This is a genomic window from Serratia odorifera, from assembly GCF_041448735.1.
Lineage (GTDB): Bacteria > Pseudomonadota > Gammaproteobacteria > Enterobacterales > Enterobacteriaceae > Serratia_F > Serratia_F odorifera.
The window spans coordinates 18,471-37,092 of the sequence record NZ_JBGMUT010000007.1; the positions used below are offsets into that span (position 1 = coordinate 18,471).

Annotated in this window: 20 protein-coding genes; 15 read left to right on the forward strand and 5 right to left on the reverse strand. The window is 55.6% G+C overall.

Annotation, left to right across the window (positions count from 1 at the left end; translation table 11 throughout):
* Positions 1-17: 17 nt before the first annotated feature.
* Genes rpoE through rseC form a run of 4 tightly spaced genes read left to right on the forward strand, consistent with a single transcriptional unit; the run spans position 18 to position 2,709 of the window.
* Positions 18-593, forward strand: a complete 576-nt coding sequence (gene rpoE, locus ACCC84_RS16760; RefSeq protein ID WP_004959528.1) for an RNA polymerase sigma factor RpoE — start codon at positions 18-20, stop codon at positions 591-593.
* Positions 594-623: 30 nt separating this feature from the next.
* Positions 624-1,280, forward strand: coding sequence for an anti-sigma-E factor RseA (gene rseA / locus ACCC84_RS16765; RefSeq protein WP_004959530.1), 657 nt, complete (start codon positions 624-626; stop codon positions 1,278-1,280).
* Positions 1,280-2,236, forward strand: a complete 957-nt coding sequence (gene rseB, locus ACCC84_RS16770; protein ID WP_004959534.1) for a sigma-E factor regulatory protein RseB — start codon at positions 1,280-1,282, stop codon at positions 2,234-2,236. The genes rseA and rseB overlap by 1 nt, the downstream gene beginning before the upstream one ends.
* Positions 2,233-2,709, forward strand: a complete 477-nt coding sequence (gene rseC / locus ACCC84_RS16775; protein WP_004959536.1) for a SoxR-reducing system protein RseC — start codon at positions 2,233-2,235, stop codon at positions 2,707-2,709. The genes rseB and rseC overlap by 4 nt, the downstream gene beginning before the upstream one ends.
* Here the strand turns inward: rseC and ACCC84_RS16780 are convergent.
* Entirely contained in the window at positions 2,706-3,557 is an 852-nt protein-coding gene (locus tag ACCC84_RS16780; protein ID WP_004959539.1) for a hypothetical protein, read from the reverse strand. The two genes, rseC and ACCC84_RS16780, sit on opposite strands and share 4 nt — an antisense overlap.
* Before the next feature lie 353 nt (positions 3,558-3,910).
* Positions 3,911-5,041: an acyltransferase family protein gene (locus ACCC84_RS16785; RefSeq protein ID WP_004959542.1), complete on the reverse strand. Its 1,131-nt coding sequence runs from the start codon at positions 5,039-5,041 to the stop codon at positions 3,911-3,913.
* Positions 5,042-5,474: 433 nt separating this feature from the next.
* On the opposite strand from ACCC84_RS16785, the gene lepA reads away from it, so the two are divergent.
* From lepA to acpS, 7 genes are all read left to right on the forward strand, one after another.
* Positions 5,475-7,274, forward strand: coding sequence for a translation elongation factor 4 (gene lepA, locus ACCC84_RS16790; protein ID WP_004959545.1), 1,800 nt, complete (start codon positions 5,475-5,477; stop codon positions 7,272-7,274).
* 31 nt (positions 7,275-7,305) lie between these two features.
* Complete coding sequence (gene lepB, locus ACCC84_RS16795) at positions 7,306-8,283, forward strand: signal peptidase I (RefSeq protein ID WP_004959548.1); 978 nt, start codon at positions 7,306-7,308, stop codon at positions 8,281-8,283.
* A 182-nt stretch (positions 8,284-8,465) separates the two neighbouring features.
* Complete coding sequence (gene rnc / locus ACCC84_RS16800; RefSeq protein ID WP_004929158.1) at positions 8,466-9,146, forward strand: ribonuclease III; 681 nt, start codon at positions 8,466-8,468, stop codon at positions 9,144-9,146.
* Entirely contained in the window at positions 9,143-10,051 is a 909-nt protein-coding gene (gene era / locus ACCC84_RS16805) for a GTPase Era (RefSeq protein ID WP_004959552.1), read from the forward strand. The genes rnc and era overlap by 4 nt, the downstream gene beginning before the upstream one ends.
* A 6-nt stretch (positions 10,052-10,057) precedes the next feature.
* The gene (gene recO, locus ACCC84_RS16810) at positions 10,058-10,789 is read left to right on the forward strand and encodes a DNA repair protein RecO (RefSeq protein WP_371902078.1); all 732 of its coding nucleotides are present in this window, start codon (positions 10,058-10,060) and stop codon (positions 10,787-10,789) included.
* Between the two features lie 73 nt (positions 10,790-10,862).
* Positions 10,863-11,594 carry a pyridoxine 5'-phosphate synthase gene (gene pdxJ / locus ACCC84_RS16815; RefSeq protein WP_004959560.1) on the forward strand — a complete coding sequence of 244 codons (732 nt, stop codon included), beginning with the start codon at positions 10,863-10,865 and terminating at the stop codon, positions 11,592-11,594.
* On the forward strand, positions 11,594-11,974 hold the full coding sequence (gene acpS, locus ACCC84_RS16820) for a holo-ACP synthase (protein WP_004959563.1): 381 nt from the start codon (positions 11,594-11,596) through the stop codon (positions 11,972-11,974). The genes pdxJ and acpS overlap by 1 nt, the downstream gene beginning before the upstream one ends.
* 41 nt (positions 11,975-12,015) lie before the next feature.
* Here acpS and ACCC84_RS16825 read toward each other — a convergent pair whose 3' ends face one another.
* Together ACCC84_RS16825 and ACCC84_RS16830 are read right to left on the reverse strand one after the other, a co-directional pair.
* Positions 12,016-12,276, reverse strand: a complete 261-nt coding sequence (locus ACCC84_RS16825; RefSeq protein ID WP_004959566.1) for a YfhL family 4Fe-4S dicluster ferredoxin — start codon at positions 12,274-12,276, stop codon at positions 12,016-12,018.
* 54 nt (positions 12,277-12,330) lie between these two features.
* Entirely contained in the window at positions 12,331-13,179 is an 849-nt protein-coding gene (locus ACCC84_RS16830; RefSeq protein ID WP_004959569.1) for a MurR/RpiR family transcriptional regulator, read from the reverse strand.
* Positions 13,180-13,345: 166 nt separating this feature from the next.
* Between ACCC84_RS16830 and murQ the strand changes: the two genes are divergently transcribed.
* The 4 genes from murQ (at position 13,346) to tadA (ending at position 16,986) form a co-directional block, all read left to right on the forward strand.
* Positions 13,346-14,239: an N-acetylmuramic acid 6-phosphate etherase gene (gene murQ, locus ACCC84_RS16835; protein ID WP_371902079.1), complete on the forward strand. Its 894-nt coding sequence runs from the start codon at positions 13,346-13,348 to the stop codon at positions 14,237-14,239.
* A gap of 19 nt (positions 14,240-14,258) precedes the next feature.
* Positions 14,259-15,623: a PTS transporter subunit EIIC gene (locus ACCC84_RS16840; RefSeq protein WP_004959576.1), complete on the forward strand. Its 1,365-nt coding sequence runs from the start codon at positions 14,259-14,261 to the stop codon at positions 15,621-15,623.
* A gap of 3 nt (positions 15,624-15,626) precedes the next feature.
* Positions 15,627-16,283 carry a phosphatidylglycerophosphatase C gene (gene yfhb, locus ACCC84_RS16845; RefSeq protein ID WP_004959580.1) on the forward strand — a complete coding sequence of 219 codons (657 nt, stop codon included), beginning with the start codon at positions 15,627-15,629 and terminating at the stop codon, positions 16,281-16,283.
* 196 nt (positions 16,284-16,479) lie between these two features.
* Entirely contained in the window at positions 16,480-16,986 is a 507-nt protein-coding gene (tadA, locus tag ACCC84_RS16850; RefSeq protein WP_039991836.1) for a tRNA adenosine(34) deaminase TadA, read from the forward strand.
* Here the strand turns inward: tadA and mltF are convergent.
* Positions 16,983-18,446: a membrane-bound lytic murein transglycosylase MltF gene (gene mltF / locus ACCC84_RS16855; RefSeq protein ID WP_004959585.1), complete on the reverse strand. Its 1,464-nt coding sequence runs from the start codon at positions 18,444-18,446 to the stop codon at positions 16,983-16,985. The genes tadA and mltF overlap by 4 nt on opposite strands.
* Positions 18,447-18,622: the final 176 nt, after the last annotated feature.

The window sequence follows — 18,622 nt, forward strand, 5'->3', positions numbered from 1 at the left end:
GGGAGAATTTACCTCGGATGAGCGAGCAGTTAACGGATCAGGTGCTGGTTGAACGGGTCCAAAAGGGCGATCAGAAATCGTTTAACTTACTGGTAGTACGTTACCAGCATAAAGTTGCGAGTCTCGTTTCCCGCTATGTGCCGCAGGGCGATGTGCCGGATGTGGTGCAGGAGTCGTTTATTAAAGCCTATCGCGCGCTGGAATCATTCCGCGGCGACAGCGCCTTTTACACCTGGTTATATCGAATCGCTGTCAATACAGCAAAAAATTATCTGGTTGCTCAGGGGCGGCGTCCACCGGCTAGTGATGTGGATGCCAACGATGCGGAAAACTTTGAAAGTGCAGGCGCACTAAAAGAAATTTCGAACCCTGAGAACTTAATGTTGTCTGAAGAGTTGAGACAGATAGTTTTCCGTACCATTGAGTCACTCCCGGAGGATCTTCGCATGGCGATTACCCTGCGTGAGTTGGATGGTCTAAGCTACGAAGAGATAGCGGCCATCATGGATTGCCCGGTCGGAACCGTACGTTCGCGTATTTTCCGCGCCCGGGAGGCTATCGATAATAAAGTTCAACCGCTGATTCAGCGTTAGCGATGGCGGGCACAGGAAGGGTACTTAGGCATGCAGAAAGAAAAGCTTTCCGCTCTGATGGATGGTGAATCACTCGACAACGAACTGCTCAGTTCGTTATCCAAAGATCGTGTGCTTCAGCAAAGCTGGCAGAGCTATCACCTGATACGTGATACGTTACGTGGTGATGTCGGACAAGTCATTCATCTCGACATCGCCGAACGCGTTGCTGCTGCATTGGAGAAAGAACCTGCACGTCTGGTTCCTTCCGCAGTGCCTGAATCTCAGCCGCAACCACATACCTGGCAAAAAATGCCGTTCTGGCACAAGGTGCGTCCATGGGCAACCCAGTTGACCCAGGTGGGCGTTGCGGCCTGTGTGTCGCTGGCGGTGATCGTCGGCGTACAGCATTACAATCAACCTGCGGCAACCGAGCAGGGCAGCGCGGAAGCGCCGGTGTTCAACACCTTGCCAATCATGGGGCAGCCGTCACCGGTGAGCCTGGGCGTGCCGGCCGACAGCTTCTCTACCGGCAGCGGCCAACAGCAGCAGGTGCAGGAACAGCGCAAACGTATCAACGCCATGTTGCAAGACTACGAACTGCAACGTCGTTTGCATTCGGATCAGTTACAACTTGAACACGCTAACCCGCAGCAAGCGGCGGTTCAGGTTCCAGGAACCCAGTCTTTAGGAATGCAACAGCAGTAATGAAGCAACTTTGGTTCTCCGTTTGTCTATTGACGGGTAGCCTGCTCTATTCAAACATCGCCCCGGCGCAGACTGCGTCCGGGGCGTTGTTACAACAAATGAGCAGCGCCAGCCGTTCACTCAATTATGAACTCGCCTATATCAGCATCAGTAAACAGGGGATTGAATCGCTACGCTATCGTCATGCGGTGGTCGATCAACAACCTCTGGGACAACTGTTGCACATGGACGGCCCGCGTCGCGAAGTGTTACAGCGCGGCGGCGGCATCAGCTATTTCGAACCCGGGCTGGAGCCCTTCACGTTAACCGGCGACCATATTGTCGACGCGTTGCCGGCCCTGGTGTATGCCGACTTTGACCGTCTGGCGAAATATTACGACTTTATCTCCGTTGGCCGTACGCGCATTTCCGATCGCCCGTGTGAGGTGATTCGCGTGGTGGCGCGTGACGGTTCGCGTTACAGCTATATCGTCTGGATGGACGTAGACACCAAGCTGCCGCTTCGGGTCGATTTGCTCGATCGTGATGGCGAAACGCTGGAACAGTTTCGCGTCATCTCGTTCGTGGTTGGCGCCGAAGTGCAGAATATTATGCAGGGCCTGCTGAAGGTCAACCTGCCACCGTTGCTGTCGCTGCCTGCGACCGAAAAGGTCAATCTGAGTTGGAACACCGGCTGGCTGCCGGCCGGGGTGAACGAAGTGGCGCGCAATCGTCGCAAGTTGCCAAACGTATCGGTACCGGTAGAATCACGCTTGTACAGCGACGGTCTGTTCAGCTTCTCGGTTAATGTCAGCCCGAGTGGCGCTGGCGCCGGCCAACAGTTTTATCGGCAAGGGCGGCGTACCATACAAAGCATCGTGCGTAACGGCCACGAGATTATCATCGTCGGTGAATTGCCACCGTCTACGGCCAAGCGTATTGCTGACAGCATCACCTTCAAGGTAGCAGCACAATGATGAAAGAATGGGCCACGGTAGTATCGTGGCAACAGGGTGTGGCGTTATTGCGTTGTGAACCCAAAGCCGGCTGCGGCAGTTGTCATGCCCGTTCGGGCTGCGGCGCGCGGGCGCTGAATGAGCTGGTGCCGGAAACCGAGCACCAGCTGCGGGTGCATATCGAGCAGCCATTGGAACCGGGACAGCGCATTGAAGTCGGTATCGCCGAAGGCAGTCTGCTGCGCTCGGCGATGCTGGTATATCTCACTCCATTGATCGGCATGATGCTGGGCGGCGGCTTATTGCAGCTGTGGCTGGGTAGCGACGGGGCGGCGGCGATCGGCGCACTGGTTGGCGGCGTGGGTGCATTCTTGCTGGCGCGCCGCTTGGCGCGGCGTCTGGGCGAACAGGATGCCTATCAGCCGATCGTACTGCAAATCGGCTTGCCGCCAACGGCACTGCGCCTGCAGGCCGACAACCCGCTTCCTCACTAGCACGCTTGCTGCGTCACCGCCGGATTACGGTAGGCGGGGATGCGGTTGGCGATCATATGCTCCAGCAGCGCGATGAAGAGATCGGCGCTCAGCAGCGAAAAATAACACAACGTCACCAGCGTCTGGCCTTGATCATTGAGCAGATGGATCTTTCCTTGCTCAGCATCGGTTACCTGCGAATGTATCTGTTCAATGGCGATATTGCCCTGCGGCGTTGACAGGGTTTTGGCGCTCAAATGCAGCGTTTGGCCTTGCAGTCGCTGCAAATCGCCGCGTAGCAGCAAATTCAGCCAACGTGCTTTGCAATTCTGGTAGCGGAAATCGATAACCTCCCCCTGATACAAGGCATTCAGTGCCATGGTGCCGCGTAGCTGAATTTGCTGATTAATGATGGTATCTCGCAACGTCCAGGCATGAGATACATTGCTGAATACCGTGCACCATGGCTGATCGGCCGCGGTGCGAAAGGCCATCGCTTCACATAATCCACCGCATAGCCCACCGAGTAACGGTATGCCACGGAAACGATAGATATCGGTGATTTTTTCAAACGGGATAAAGCGTTCTTTGTGGTTATGGCTACTGACCACCCGAACGCCATGTTCATACAGCCGGTAGCTGAATGCAGGCCGCAGAAAATGCCGCAGCGCCAGGAGGATACAGCCGAGTAAAATCGTCGCTGCGCCGGTTTGCAATAGGGTCAACACGCCGCTTTCTTCCATGTTGCTCAGCAGCGGTAACAACAGTAGCGTACCGCCAATGGTTAACAGCAGCGCTGCCGCCGCCAGAATGCCCCAGTTGACCTTTGAAAAATCGTGCCGGCTCAGCATCTGCCCTTTATCGATCATTACGCACCTTCCAATCAACTTACAGAGATATGCTGATGAACTCCGTTGGGCATGCCGATGTAGAGCCCTGTTTAATATTTGTTACGGAGTTCTGCCTCCTTTCTATAGGAGGCGGGGCAGGGGCGTATATGGGTTTTTTCCTAAAGCGGGAGAGACACTTATCATGTTGCATTCGCCAATGACAACAGCGCTGAGGTGTTAGCAATGCGCGGTATTTGTAACAAAATTGCCGGGGTAAAGTGGGCCGACGCGGCGTTATTTTGCCGCGTGGTTATTCTTTGCGTAAAGAACCGAGGTTAAAATTACTCAGTTCCGAGAATCAGCTTAATCAATATTACCTGATAGCGAGGGATTTAACCTGGTTGCGAGCTGTTTTCTATTCTACGGCAAATGTTCCGTGCAAATTTAATCAGCCTCTGTTCCACGAAGTAATACAGGATAATCGACAAGCTGATGGAGAGTGAAATCGAATAAATATATTTGACGACACCTTCATTGGCTGGTAGGCCCGGTAGCCGATCTCCATGGATTTGAATGAACTTTAATACCGGCACATGAATAAGGTATAAAGAATAAGAATAGGCGCCAATGTTAACCAGTACGGATGGGAGCGTGAGTTTGAGTGCGTGTTCCATCGTCAGTAAGGCGACAATTAACGCCAGGGCGATAACGGCAGAGTGGGTTATACCCTGTCCGGCACGATAACCGGTTAGCCAGAATAATATGCAAATAATAAATATTGGGATCATTAACACCGCAGTTGGCTTATGGTGGAACAGTCGGCTATATTTTGACTGGTAAAGCTCCGCCAGCATCAATCCCAAGACAAAATCCAATACGATAGGATTAAAGATAAAGCCGACGTTGCGCCACGCACCGATATCAGCGATGGTGAAGCTGTTCGCATCCAGCGTGAATTGGCCACCAGGCAGCATGCAGCCCAGTAGATAACCGGCGACCAGCAGCAAAGCGCACAGGTAACTGCGATACTTCTTGCTTAACGCCATGGACAGGGCGAAGAGGAGGTAAAAGTAGACTTCATAGCCCAGAGTCCACGAGACGACCAGCGTACCCCAGCCATAATAAGGAGCGATATTGTTGGGATCCAACGGCAGCAGCAGATAGGACTTCAGCACATTGGTAAGAGAAAATTCTGGTCCTAGCCAGGTTCCGGAGGAGCTGTTATAGCCAATAACCATGATAAAAAGTGAAAACACCATAAAATAAAGCGGGTAAACCCTAAAGAAGCGCTTGATGGTGAAATCTACAATCGGGTAAGACAGTAATCTTTTGGTGGAGTAGGCAATAATAAATCCACTGATGATAAAAAATATCTCTACGCCAAATGCGGCATTTAACGTAAGGTAATCCATAAACGAACCGCTGTTAATATCGCCTAGAAGAGATCTGTTATGGCCAAATACTACCATCAATGCTGCAATGCCACGTAATAGCTGTATGCTTTCAATATTATTGTTTTTCATTAAAGGTTCCAACGGATAATAATAAAAGTAGTAATGTTGAGCTCGAAGCAGGTATTTATATTATTGTTTTAACGTTTGGTTAAAATGAATTATTGGTTTGTCGTGTTTTGTAAACCTGATTTAGCTTCACTAAGTCATATTTAATAGCAAGCTTGGTTTTTTATCGCTATGTCCATCATTAACGCCAGACTGGCGTCTGCATTAGCAATGGGGATGGTGCGTAAGGCGTACATCATATAGGCAGTAAAACATAAAAAGTAGGGTTTTTTAATGCATAACGCTCGACAGGGACTTCCGTTGCCGGCCTCCTTTCGCACGGCGCTCTTACAGTGTAAGATGCGTCACATTCTATGTGGGTAGTTTGGGTTTCGTATCCATCACTGCGTCCACCGATCAAATACTTAAGCGCTTAATTAGAGAAAACATTAATTAAATGAAGCACATAAGAAACTTTTCTATTATTGCCCACATTGACCACGGTAAGTCGACGCTGTCCGACCGTATTATCCAGATTTGCGGCGGCCTGACCGAGCGTGAAATGGCCGCGCAGGTTCTGGATTCCATGGATCTGGAACGTGAGCGTGGTATCACCATCAAGGCGCAAAGCGTCACGCTGGATTACAAGGCGCTGGATGGTCAAACCTATCAGCTTAACTTTATCGATACTCCCGGCCACGTTGACTTCTCCTATGAAGTTTCCCGCTCGCTGGCGGCCTGCGAAGGCGCGCTGCTGGTGGTGGATGCCGGCCAGGGCGTAGAAGCGCAGACGCTGGCCAACTGCTATACCGCGATCGAAATGGATCTGGAAGTGGTGCCGGTGCTGAACAAAATTGACCTGCCGGCGGCCGATCCGGATCGTGCAGCGCAGGAAATCGAAGATATCGTTGGCATCGACGCCACTGACGCAGTGCGCTGCTCGGCCAAGACCGGCGTTGGCGTGCCGGAAGTACTGGAACGCCTGGTGCGCGATATTCCGCCGCCGGAAGGCGATCCGGAAGCGCCATTGCAGGCGCTGATCATCGACTCCTGGTTTGATAACTACCTGGGCGTGGTGTCACTGGTGCGCATCAAGAACGGCACCATGCGCAAAGGCGACAAGATCAAGGTAATGAGTACCGGACAGGTGTACAACGCCGATCGTCTGGGGATCTTCACGCCGAAGCGCGTCGACCGCGATGTGCTGAACTGCGGCGAAGTGGGTTGGCTGGTATGTGCCATCAAGGACATTCTCGGTGCACCGGTCGGCGATACCCTGACGCTGTCCCGCCAGCCGGCAGACAAGCCGTTGCCGGGCTTCAAAAAAGTGAAGCCGCAGGTTTACGCCGGTCTGTTCCCGATAAGCTCCGACGACTATGAAGCCTTCCGCGATGCGCTGGGCAAGCTGAGCCTGAACGACGCCTCGCTGTTCTACGAGCCGGAAAGTTCCACCGCGCTGGGCTTCGGCTTCCGCTGTGGTTTCCTGGGCTTGCTGCACATGGAGATCATTCAGGAACGTCTGGAGCGTGAATACGATCTGGATCTGATCACCACCGCCCCGACGGTGGTCTATCAGGTGGAAACCACCGGCGGTGAAACGGTGTACGTCGATAGCCCATCCAAGCTGCCGCCGTTGAACAACATCGCTGAGCTGCGTGAGCCGATCGCCGAATGTCACATGCTGATGCCACAAGAATACCTCGGTAACGTGATCACGCTGTGCGTGGAAAAACGCGGCGTGCAGACCAACATGGTCTATCACGGCAACCAGGTGGCGCTGACCTACGAAATTCCAATGGCGGAAGTGGTGCTCGACTTCTTCGACCGTCTAAAGTCGACGTCACGTGGCTATGCGTCCCTGGATTATAACTTCAAACGCTTCCAGGCCTCCGACATGGTGCGGGTTGACGTATTGATCAACGGTGAGCGCGTGGATGCGCTGGCGCTGATCACTCACCGTGACAACTCGCAGTATCGCGGGCGCGATCTGGTGGAAAAAATGAAAGAGCTGATCCCGCGTCAGCAATTCGACATTGCGATTCAGGCGGCGATCGGTACGCACATTATTGCGCGTTCAACGGTCAAACAGCTGCGCAAGAACGTATTGGCGAAGTGCTACGGCGGTGACGTCAGCCGTAAGAAAAAGCTGTTGCAGAAACAGAAAGACGGTAAGAAACGCATGAAGCAGGTGGGTAACGTCGAGTTGCCGCAGGAAGCGTTCCTGGCCATTCTGCACGTTGGCAAAGACGGTAAGTAAGAGCGAAAGCTCACGTAACTAGGGAGTTTGCATGGCGAATATGTTTGCCCTGATCCTGGCAGTTGCTACGCTGGTGACCGGGATCATCTGGTGCTTTGAGCGCTTTAAATGGGCTCCGGCACGCCGGGCGAAAATCGCAGCGGTCAACGCGCAGACCGCAGGCGCTGTAGACGAAAAGACGCTGGCGAAAGTGGCCAAGCAACCGGGCTGGGTTGAAACCGGGGCATCGGTGTTCCCGGTGTTGCTGGTGGTGTTCGTGGTGCGTTCGTTTATCTACGAGCCGTTCCAGATCCCGTCAGGGTCAATGATGCCGACGCTGCTGATCGGCGATTTTATTCTGGTGGAGAAATATGCCTACGGCATTAAAGATCCGATTACCCAGACGACGCTGATTGAAACCGGCCATCCGAAGCGTGGCGACATTGCGGTATTCAAATATCCGCTCGATCCGAAACTGGACTATATCAAGCGTGTGGTCGGCCTGCCGGGCGATCGCGTATCGTACGATCCGGTGAACAAACGCGTAACGGTACAGCCGGTGTGCAATACCGATCGACCGTGTGACAAAGCGCTGGCGGTGACCTATAACGACGCACAGCCAAGCGACTTTGTGCAGATGTTCAGCCGTAGCGGCGCCGGCGAAGCCAGCAATGGCTTCTATAATATCCCGGTGAGCGACAACGTGCCGCAGGGCGGTATCCGCCTGCGCGAGCGTAATGAAACGCTGGGCAACGTCACTCATTCGGTGCTGACCGTACCTGGCACCCAGGATCAGGTAGGCGCTTACTATCAGCAGCCAGGCCAGCAATTGGCGGAATGGGTAGTGCCAGCCGGCCATTACTTCATGATGGGCGATAACCGTGATAACAGCGCTGACAGCCGTTATTGGGGATTCGTGCCGGAGAAGAACCTGGTGGGCAAAGCCACGGCTATCTGGATGAGTTTTGAAAAACAGGAAGGCGAGTGGCCTACCGGCGTACGTTTGAGCCGTATTGGCGGAATTCATTAATCTTGCGCGTATAAACGCAGCATAATAATTTCTTCCGTTGTAGAATACCTTCCTGAGCGATAAAAGTTGGCTCCCTGTTGGGAGCCACTGCAAACGAAACAGCTTTGGATCGGCTCTCGACGAAGCAGGCCTGTTCCGTGTGCTGCAAAGTTTTTGACGCATTCTTGATCTATTGGTAACTCATGAACCCCATCGTAATAAACAGGCTGCAGCGGAAGCTGGGCTACACTTTTCAACAGCAGGAGCTCTTGCTGCAAGCGTTGACTCACCGCAGCGCCAGCAGTAAACACAATGAACGGCTTGAGTTTCTGGGTGACTCTATCCTGAGTTTCGTCATCGCCAATGCGCTTTATCACCGCTTCCCGCGCGTTGATGAAGGCGACATGAGCCGCATGCGCGCCACGCTGGTGCGCGGAAACACGCTGGCGGAAATGGCGCGTGAGTTCGATCTGGGCGAATGCCTGCGCCTTGGGCCGGGAGAACTGAAAAGTGGCGGTTTCCGCCGCGAGTCGATTCTGGCGGATACGGTGGAAGCATTGATTGGCGGCGTGTTCCTGGACAGTGATATCCAGACCGTTGAACGACTGATTCTGGACTGGTATCGCAGCCGGCTGGACGAAATCAGCCCCGGTGATAAGCAGAAAGACCCAAAAACCCGCTTGCAGGAGTTTTTACAAGGTCGTCATCTGCCGTTGCCTTCTTATCTGGTGGTGCAGGTTCGCGGTGAAGCGCACGATCAGGAATTTACTATCCACTGCCAGGTGAGCGGTTTGAGCGAGCCCGTTGTGGGCACCGGTTCGAGTCGCCGTAAAGCCGAGCAGGCGGCAGCGGAACAAGCGCTGAAAAAGCTGGAGCTTGAATGAGCGAAGAAACACAATACTGCGGATTTATCGCGATCGTTGGTCGTCCGAACGTGGGCAAATCCACGTTATTGAACCAACTGCTGGGGCAAAAGGTCTCCATTACTTCGCGTAAGCCGCAAACCACGCGCCACCGCATCATGGGCATTCACACCGAAGGGCCTTATCAGGCGATTTACGTCGATACCCCCGGGTTGCACATCGAAGAAAAACGCGCCATCAACCGTTTGATGAACCGCGCCGCCAGCAGCTCGATCGGTGACGTGGAACTGGTGATCTTCGTGGTTGAAGGCACCAACTGGACTGCCGACGACGAAATGGTGGTCAATAAGCTGCGCAGCCTGAAATGCCCGGTGCTGTTGGCGATCAACAAGGTCGACAACGTGGCTGACAAAGGCAAGCTGCTGCCGCATATCGCTTTCTTGAGCCAGCAGATGAACTTCCTCGACGTGGTGCCAATTTCTGCCGAGAAAGGCATGAACGTGGACACCATCGCCGGCATCGTGCGCAAACTGTTGCCGGAAGCGGAGCATCACTTCCCGGAAGATTACATCACCGATCGTTCCCAGCGCTTTATGGCGTCGGAGATCATTCGCGAAAAACTGATGCGTTTCCTCGGTGAAGAGCTGCCGTATTCGGTCACGGTCGAAATCGAACAGTTCGTGGCCAACGATCGCGGTGGCTATGATGTCCACGGCCTGATCCTGGTTGAACGCGAAGGCCAGAAGAAAATGGTCATCGGCAATAAAGGCTCGAAGATCAAAACCATCGGCATTGAAGCCCGCCAGGATATGGAACAGATGTTTGAAGCCAAGGTGCATCTGGAACTGTGGGTGAAAGTGAAATCCGGCTGGGCGGACGACGAACGTGCGCTGCGTAGCCTGGGCTATGTCGACGATCTGAAGTAACGTCCGATGGAAGGCTGGCAGCGCGCTTTCGTCCTGCATGGGCGGCCGTACAGTGAAACCAGCCTGATGCTGGATCTGTTCACCGAAGGCCACGGACGGGTGCGCTTGCTGGCAAAAGGCGTGCGCAGCCGCCGCTCCAATCTAAAGGGTTGCCTGCAACCCTTTACCCCTTTATTAGTCCGCTGGGGCGGGCGTGGCGATATCAAGACGCTGCGCAATGCCGAAGCGGTTTCCCTTGGCTTACCGCTTAGCGGCATGATGCTTTACAGCGGCCTGTACGTGAACGAACTGCTGTCGCGGGTGCTGGAACAGGAAGCCGACTATTCACTGCTGTTTTTCGACTACCTGCAATGTTTGCAGGCGTTGGCGGCTGCCGAACGCTCACCGGAACAGGCCTTGCGCCAGTTCGAGCTGGCCCTGCTGCACCACCTGGGTTACGGCGTCGACTTCCTGCACTGTGCCGGCAGCGGCGAGCCGGTTGACGACGGCATGACCTACCGCTATCGCGAAGAAAAAGGCTTTATCGCCAGTCTGGTGGTAGACCATTACAGCTTTACCGGACGTGAACTGCGTGCGCTGGCCGAACGCCAGTTTCCCGACGCCGATACCCTGCGTGCCGCCAAACGTTTTACCCGCATGGCGTTAAAACCCTATCTGGGCGGCAAACCGCTAAAAAGCCGCGAACTGTTTCGGCAGTTTGTGCGCAAGCAGCCCGATCCCCCGGTCGACGACGCGTAATCCGCTTTCTGCTTTTGCGCTTTTCCCGCTGCGTGTAAACTGCTGACACTGAAATCGTAATCTAGAGGTTGTCATGGCTGATTTGCTACTCGGCGTTAATATCGATCATATTGCCACCCTGCGTAACGCGCGCGGAACCCAGTACCCCGATCCGGTGCAGGCGGCGTTCAGCGCCGAACAGGCCGGCGCGGACGGCATTACCGTTCACCTGCGCGAAGACCGTCGTCATATTACCGATCGTGACGTACGTATTCTGCGCCAGACCATTCAGACCCGTATGAACCTGGAAATGGCGGTGACCGACGAAATGCTGGATATTGCCTGCGAACTGCGGCCGCACTTCTGCTGCCTGGTGCCGGAAAAGCGCGAAGAAGTGACCACCGAAGGCGGGCTGGACGTGGCAGGGCAGTTGGACAAAATGACGCTGGCGGTAGAGCGTTTGACCCAGGCTGGTATTCAGGTTTCGTTGTTTATCGACCCGGACCACCGGCAGATTGATGCTGCGGTAGCAGTAGGCGCGCCGTATATCGAAATTCACACCGGTGCCTATGCGCAAGCGCAAGGCGAGCTGGCGGTGCAGGCCGAACTGAAGCGCATTGCCCAGGCGGCGCGCTACGCGGCGCAAAAAGGCCTGAAGGTCAACGCCGGCCACGGTTTGACCTACCATAACGTGCAGCCGATCGCAGCGCTGCCGGAAATGCATGAGTTGAACATCGGCCATGCGATTATCGGCCAGGCGGTGATCGGTGGCCTGTCTGCCGCGGTCAGCGACATGAAACTGCTGATGCGGGAAGCGCGTCGCTAATGGCCGTGCTGGGCCTCGGTACCGACATTGTCGAGATGGCGCGCATCGAAGCGGTGGTGGAGCGTAGCGGCGATCGTTTGGCGCGGCGGGTGTTGAGCGATGCGGAATGGGCGGTCTATCAGCAGCATCAGCAGCCGGTCCGCTTTCTGGCCAAACGTTTTGCGGTCAAGGAGGCGGCGGCCAAGGCGTTTGGCACCGGCATTCGCAACGGCCTGGCCTTCAATCAGTTTGAAGTGTTCAATGATGGCCTGGGCAAGCCGAATATCCGCCTGCATGCGCGCGCCGCCGAACTGGCACAGGAGATGGGGGTGACTTCGATCCACGTCTCGCTGGCTGACGAACGGCGCTATGCCTGTGCGACGGTGATTATCGAAGGTTGACTTCAGACGGGCGCGGCGAGCGGCGCCCGGTTACGGCAAGGTTACAGCCGGTCCGCGTGGTGCAGAACCACAAACTTGTCCCACAGCTGTTCCTGACTTTCCAACCGGCCGGGATCGATAATGATGGTGTTATCGATCGGGCATACCTGCTGGCAGGTCGGCGTCTCGTAATGTCCAACGCATTCGGTGCAGCGATCGGCGTCTATCTGGTAGATATCCTCGCCCATCGAGATCGCCTGATTCGGGCACTCTGGTTCACACATGTCACAGTTGATGCATTTGCGTGTGATTAACAGGGCCATAAACTATCTCTCATTATTTCTAAGGGTATTTAAGCGGAGCGCGAATTATACGCTTCATACCAGTTTTTTCATTAACTGTTCGCTGTGTTTTATCCGATCGCGCGCATGGTCCAGGTCATGCTGAATCAGCGCCATAAACAGCAGGTCGGTGAGCGCATACTGCGCGGTGCTGGACGAGATCGCGGCGCTGCGGGTATTGGGTTCTTCCGCAATGGTATACAGGCAGTGATCGGCACGCTGTTGCAGGCCGTTGGGGGAAAAGCAGGTCAGGGCCAGCACCTGCGCACCGGCGATACGTGCTTCTTCTGCCGCCAGGTTGATTTCACGCCGTTCGCCGCTGAACGAAATGGCCACCAGCAAATCCTGTTTGTCCAGCGCTTGCACCGCCGCCAGTTGAACGTGCATATCCGATTCGGCAACCGCCATCACGCCCAGTTTGAGTAACTTGAAGGAAAAGTCTTTCGCCACCAGCCCGGACGCGCCAATGCCCATCAGTATCACCCTGCGCGCCGCGCGCAGCATGCTTAACGCCTGGTGCAGCCGTTCTTCGCTGTTGATATCCAGCGTGGCGCGCAAGGCCGCGTGCTTTTCCACCAGTAACTTTTCACCGACGGTTTTGAGCGCGTCACTGCTGAGTATCCGATTATGCACCGTGACTACCGGAGCGCTTTGCGGTTGGGCGAGGGTTTCACTTAGCGCCAGTTTCAACGCCGGGAAGCCTTTATAGCCCATTTTCTGGGCAAACTTGACCACGCTTGACTGGCTGACGCCAGCCACCTGAGCCAGCGTTTGCGAGCTGAGATGGCGCGCCTGTTCAGCGTTGTGCAGCAGGAAATCGGCCAGCTTGCGATCGTTCTGCGCCAGCGCAGGATACATTTGGCGAATGCGAAGAAGGGTACTCATTATTTTTTCCTTGATGTCAGTCGGCATTCTGCCACGGTGGGCGTGGAAACGTGCAGCGAAAATTTTTGTGAGCTCCCCGTTAAAATAGCAAATAGTGCTCGCTTTGTTGAATAAAATATTCAAATATTGAATTAACATTGTGAATTAAAAATTCAAAGGTGATGAAATGAACCTGGGCGCATTGGTATCAGAAACCCGTAATCCGGCAACGCTGCGGCTGGACGAGATGTCCACGCTGGAAATGGTGACCTGTTTTAATCATGAAGATCGCAAAGTGCCGTTGGCGATCGAGCCGGTACTGCCGCAGATCGCGCAGGCGGTGGATCTGACGGCGGCGGCATTGCAGGCCGGTGGTCGGCTGATTTATCTCGGCGCCGGCACCAGCGGTCGACTGGGGGTGTTGGATGCCTCGGAATGCCCGCCGACCTTTGGCGTACCGCACGGCGTGGTGGTCGGGTTGATCGCCGGCGGGCCGGGCGCACTGCTGAAAGCGGTGGAAGGGGCGGAAGACGACGCTGAACTGGGGGGGCGTGACCTGCGCGATCTGCAACTGACCGCGACCGATATGGTGATCGGGCTGGCGGCATCTGGCCGTACGCCGTATGTGATAGGCGCGCTGCGCTATGCACGCCAGTTGGGGTGTCCGACGGCGGCCATTTCCTGCAACCCGGATTCGCCGATTGCCCAAGAGGCGCAGGTGGCGATTTCACCGGTGGTCGGCCCGGAAGCTCTGACCGGTTCGACCCGCATGAAGTCCGGCACGGCGCAAAAACTGGTGCTGAACATGATTTCCACCGGGGCGATGGTCAAACTGGGCAAGGTATATCAGAACCTGATGGTTGATGTTAAGGCGACCAACGTCAAATTGGTCGATCGCGCCTGCCGTATCGTGACCGAGGCCACCGGCGCCGATCGTAGCCAGGCGGAGGCGGCATTGACGCAAACCGGCTTTGAGGTCAAACCGGCGATCCTGATGATTCTGGCCGAGGTCAGCGCCGAAGAAGCGCAGCGGCGTTTGCAACGGCACCACGGTTTCTTGCGTGCGGCACTGGCGGGTTAATCCACTTTCGGGGCAGGCGATGGACAAGACAACGGCTCTGGCGACACAAATTCTGGCGGGCATCGGCGGTGAAGGCAATATCCTCAAGCTGGAAAACTGCATGACGCGGGTGCGGGTTGAAGTCAGCGACGAGCAACGTCTCGATCTGGCGCTGCTGAAAAAGCTGGACGGGGTAAAAGGGTATATCAAGCAGGGCGATCAGCATCAGTTTATCGTCGGGCCGGGTGCGGCAGCCAAAGTGGTGGACGCCATGCAGGCGCTGCTTGGCAGTGCGCCACCAGTGTCGGCGGCGGATGACATCTCGCGTAACAAGGCCGCCGCCAAGGCCAGATATGCCGCGCCAATGAGCGACGCGTTAAAGAAACTGGCCGACGTGTTTATTCCGCTGATCCCGGCGTTTATCGCATCGGGGTTGATTACCGGCATTATCAATATTTTGAAACGCCCGGATATCGCCGGCGACATTGCGTTGAGTTATCCGAATGTGCTGGGGCTGTTGGCTGTTTTCGGCAGTGCGGTTTTCGCCATCATGAATATCCTGGTCGGGGTCAATGCGGCGCGGGTGTTTGGCGGTTCGCAGGCGATGGGCGGCGTAATGGCCGGCATCCTCTCCAGCCCACAGTTGGCGCAGATCACCCTGTTCGGCGAAGCGCTGCAGCCGGGACGCGGCGGGGTGATTGCGGTACTGCTGGTGGTGGCCTTTATGTGCTGGGTGGAAAAAAGGCTGCGTAAACTGTTGCCGGAATCGCTGGAACTGATCCTGAATCCCTTATTCACCACCTTGATTACCGCATCGCTGGCGATAGTGCTGCTTCAGCCGCTTGGCGGTTACATTTCCGATGCCATCGCCCATGGCGCCAATCTGGCGATCGACAAAGGCGGCCTGCTGGTGGGGGCGGTGCTGTCCGGCGTTTTTCTGCCGCTGGTTCTGTCAGGATTGCACCAGGGACTGGTGCCGATCCACGTTGAACTGGTGCAGGCGCACGGTGCCAACCCGCTGTTGCCGATCCTGGCGATGGCCGGTGTCGGCCAGGTGGGCGCAGCGTTGGCGGTGCTGCTGAAAACCCGCAACGAACGTTTAAAGAAAGTGATTAAGGGCGCCTTGCCGGTTGGCGTGCTGGGCATTGGCGAGCCGCTGATCTTTGGCGTGACGTTGCCGCTGGGTAAACCGTTTATTGCCGCCTGTCTCGGTGGCGCGGTGGGCGGCGCACTGATCAGCTACTGGAAAGTGGCGACGGTGATCACCTTCGGTATTTCAGGACTGCCTTTGGCGTTAACCATCGTATCAGGTAAGGTGATGTTGTATCTGACAGGTATGCTGATTACGATTATAGCGGGCTTCATTTTTACCTGGCTAATGGGTTTCAACGATCCTGAGGAGTAGCGCTTGAGTGACAAACCACGCCAACAGGCTGAGGAAGGCCGCCGCGTCGTGTTCTTCGATTTGGACGGTACGCTACATCAGGAGGATATGTTTGGCAGTTTCTTGCGCTTTTTATTACGCCGTTTGCCGCTGAACTTATTGCTGGTAGTGCCGCTATTGCCGGTGGTCGGTATCAGTATGCTGGTCGCCGGTCGTGCCGCGCGCTGGCCGATGAGCGTGCTGCTGTGGTCGATTACCTTCGGTCGTTCACAGGCCAGGCTGCAGGCGCTGGAATTGCAGTTTGTTAACTATTTCCGCCAAAAGGTCACCGCCTTTCCGGTGGTACAGCTGCGTCTGCGCCAGTATCTGGACGAGCATGATGCCGAAGTGTGGCTGATTACCGGCTCGCCCGAACGCCTGGTGGAGCAGGTCTATCAGGATTCCTCTTTTCTGCCGCGGGTACGTCTGGTGGGCAGCCGCATTGCGCCTCGCTATGGCGGCTGGGTACTGGCAATGCGCTGTCTGGGGGTGCAAAAGGTGATGCAGCTTGAACAACGTATCGGCGCACCGCTGAAATTATACAGCGGTTACAGCGACAGCAAACAGGATAACCCGTTGCTGTTTTTCTGCGAGCATCGCTGGCGGGTCAGCAAAGAGGGTGAGCTGCAGCAACTGGAGTGACGCACCTGGCCAGATGAGCCACGATGCCGTTCGGGGAAACCTGAGCGGCATTTTTTTGCCTGCTGCGGCGTGAGCCAGCGGCTCGGCGCCTTGGTTTGCCTGACAGCCAATGCACTACGGCCGCTGGTGACAAAAGAGGAGCCGAGCTGGCCTACTGTGTATAATGCCCGCCGCAATGCGCACGAGGACTTATATGATGATTGAATACAACGACGACTACTGGATGCGACAGGCGCTGACGCTGGCCCTGCGTGCGCAGGAAGAGGGAGAAGTGCCGGTGGGTGCGCTACTGGTGCTCGACAACCAGGTGATTGGCGAAGGCTGGAATCGGCCGATTGGCCGACACGACCCGACCGCGCATGCGGAAATTATGGCGTTACGGCAGGGCGGCGCGGTGTTGCAGAACTATCGGCTGTTGAACGCCACGCTGTATGTCACGCTGGAGCCCTGTGTGATGTGCGCCGGCGCGATGGTGCACAGTCGTATTCGCCGTCTGGTGTACGGCGCATCGGACGAAAAGACCGGGGCTGCCGGATCGCTGGTGGATATTTTGCGCCATCCTGGCATGAACCATCAGGTAGATATTACCGCCGGCGTGCTGGCCGAGGAATGTGCAGCCACGTTGAGCAACTTCTTCCGCCTGCGCCGGGAACAGCAAAAAGCGTTGAAGCAGGCGCAGCGGGCGGCAAAACCGCAGGATTAATCGAGATTGAGCGCCAAATCGGGCGCTACGGTAGGGTAGCCGCGGCCGAGTGCCGCCTGAGCCTGCGCCGTTTGCGCCGCCTTCTTTTCCTTTTCCTGCAAATATCCTACCAGACTGACCTGATAACGGCGGATGTTTTCCACGTAGTTATACGCTTCGCGACCGCGCGCGTAGCCATAGGTCAGCTGCGGGTAATAGCGTTTCTGGCTGAGCATCGGCAGGCGTTGTTTGACGTCAACCCAGCTATCCGGGTTGCCCTTTTGCATTTTTGTCAGTTTGCGCGCATCGAGCATGTGCCCCCAGCCCATATTGTACGCCGCCAGGGCAAACCATACGCGTTCGTCTTCCGGCACCGTGTCCGGCATTTTGTCCATCAGGCGTTGCAGATACAGGGCTCCGCCCTGAATGCTTTCTTCCGGATCGAGACGGTCATTGACCCCCAGCCCATCTGCGGTGGCGCGGGTTAACATCATCAGGCCGCGCACGCCGGTTGGCGAGGTTGCCAGCGGGTTCCAATGAGACTCCTGATAGGCAATGGCGGCCAGCAGTTTCCAGTCGATGATATTGGCATACTTTTCAAACAGCGGCTGAAAGGTCGGCAACACCGAATCGATGGCCGACAGGAAGGTTTTGGTATCGACATAATCGAAACTGCCGACGTGACCAAGGTATTTCTCTTCCAGACGCGCCAAGGTACCGTCTTCTACCATTTGGCTGTAAAAATCGAGCAGAGCGGCGTACAGGCTGTCATCATTGCTGCGTTTCAGATACCAGGTGACCGGCTCTTCGTCGGTGGCGTCGAAGGCCACCGCCAACTGTGGATGGATGCGTTGCAGCAACGCGATGGTCACCGAGTCGCCGAGGGTATAGTCCAATTTGCCGTCGGCCACCCGTTCCAGCAGTTCTTTGGAGGTCAGGTCACTGGAGGATTGCCAGCCGAGATCGGGGAACTTGCCGTTTTTGAGCTGTTTTAGCGTGCTGACGTGGGCAGAGCCGGAAGCCACTGCCAGCGTGCCTTTGAGATCGGCGAAGTTTTTCGGCCGCGGGCTGCCAAGGCGATACACCAACTGCTGGGAAACCGAGTAGTACGCCGGACCGGTGCGGGCACGGCTAAGGCGATCCTGATTGTAGATCAGGCCGGCGGCGAGGATATCGGCGTTGTCATCGTCCAGATCGTCGAACAGATCGTTAATGTTTTGATGCGGCAAAACCACCAGTTTCACCCCCAGATAGTTGGCAAAGCGCTTTGCCAGCTCGTAATCGAGGCCGCTCGGCCCCTGTGGCGTGGTGAAATAGGTTAATGGCGAATTTAACGTGCTGACGCGTAATTCGCCGCGGGACTTGATCTCTGCAAGTTGTCCGTCCTGGCCGCCCCGCCATGGGATGTTAGGCCACAGGGCTAGCGCCAGAAGCAGAGTGACAGTACCGACAAGGATGTAATTTATTTTTAGGCGTTTCAAATAGTTGTCTCTCGGCGATGCATGTCTGCCGCAGGCCGGAAAGGGTTTTTTGGTATGGTTATATCAACAGTATCGGGGCATTTTGCGTAACAAAACGCCAGCGTGCAACTTTATTGGCATGTTATGACAATTCGTCGGTAAGAATACGATTTATCAATTATCGCCACGCAAACGGT

What these genes read in the sequence shown, in the direction of transcription:
- ACCC84_RS16840 (WP_004959576.1), top strand. Translation starts at nt 14,259, where the DNA reads ATGGACAAGACAACGGCTCTGGCGACACAAATTCTGGCGGGCATCGGC.
- murQ (WP_371902079.1), top strand. Translation starts at nt 13,346, where the DNA reads ATGAACCTGGGCGCATTGGTATCAGAAACCCGTAATCCGGCAACGCTG.
- tadA (WP_039991836.1), top strand. Translation starts at nt 16,480, where the DNA reads ATGATTGAATACAACGACGACTACTGGATGCGACAGGCGCTGACGCTG.
- recO (WP_371902078.1), top strand. Translation starts at nt 10,058, where the DNA reads ATGGAAGGCTGGCAGCGCGCTTTCGTCCTGCATGGGCGGCCGTACAGT.
- pdxJ (WP_004959560.1), top strand. Translation starts at nt 10,863, where the DNA reads ATGGCTGATTTGCTACTCGGCGTTAATATCGATCATATTGCCACCCTG.
- rpoE (WP_004959528.1), top strand. Translation starts at nt 18, where the DNA reads ATGAGCGAGCAGTTAACGGATCAGGTGCTGGTTGAACGGGTCCAAAAG.
- era (WP_004959552.1), top strand. Translation starts at nt 9,143, where the DNA reads ATGAGCGAAGAAACACAATACTGCGGATTTATCGCGATCGTTGGTCGT.
- rseC (WP_004959536.1), top strand. Translation starts at nt 2,233, where the DNA reads ATGATGAAAGAATGGGCCACGGTAGTATCGTGGCAACAGGGTGTGGCG.
- rnc (WP_004929158.1), top strand. Translation starts at nt 8,466, where the DNA reads ATGAACCCCATCGTAATAAACAGGCTGCAGCGGAAGCTGGGCTACACT.
- acpS (WP_004959563.1), top strand. Translation starts at nt 11,594, where the DNA reads ATGGCCGTGCTGGGCCTCGGTACCGACATTGTCGAGATGGCGCGCATC.
- lepA (WP_004959545.1), top strand. Translation starts at nt 5,475, where the DNA reads ATGAAGCACATAAGAAACTTTTCTATTATTGCCCACATTGACCACGGT.
- rseB (WP_004959534.1), top strand. Translation starts at nt 1,280, where the DNA reads ATGAAGCAACTTTGGTTCTCCGTTTGTCTATTGACGGGTAGCCTGCTC.
- lepB (WP_004959548.1), top strand. Translation starts at nt 7,306, where the DNA reads ATGGCGAATATGTTTGCCCTGATCCTGGCAGTTGCTACGCTGGTGACC.
- ACCC84_RS16785 (WP_004959542.1), bottom strand. Translation starts at nt 5,041, where the DNA reads ATGAAAAACAATAATATTGAAAGCATACAGCTATTACGTGGCATTGCA.
- ACCC84_RS16825 (WP_004959566.1), bottom strand. Translation starts at nt 12,276, where the DNA reads ATGGCCCTGTTAATCACACGCAAATGCATCAACTGTGACATGTGTGAA.
- ACCC84_RS16830 (WP_004959569.1), bottom strand. Translation starts at nt 13,179, where the DNA reads ATGAGTACCCTTCTTCGCATTCGCCAAATGTATCCTGCGCTGGCGCAG.
- rseA (WP_004959530.1), top strand. Translation starts at nt 624, where the DNA reads ATGCAGAAAGAAAAGCTTTCCGCTCTGATGGATGGTGAATCACTCGAC.
- ACCC84_RS16780 (WP_004959539.1), bottom strand. Translation starts at nt 3,557, where the DNA reads ATGATCGATAAAGGGCAGATGCTGAGCCGGCACGATTTTTCAAAGGTC.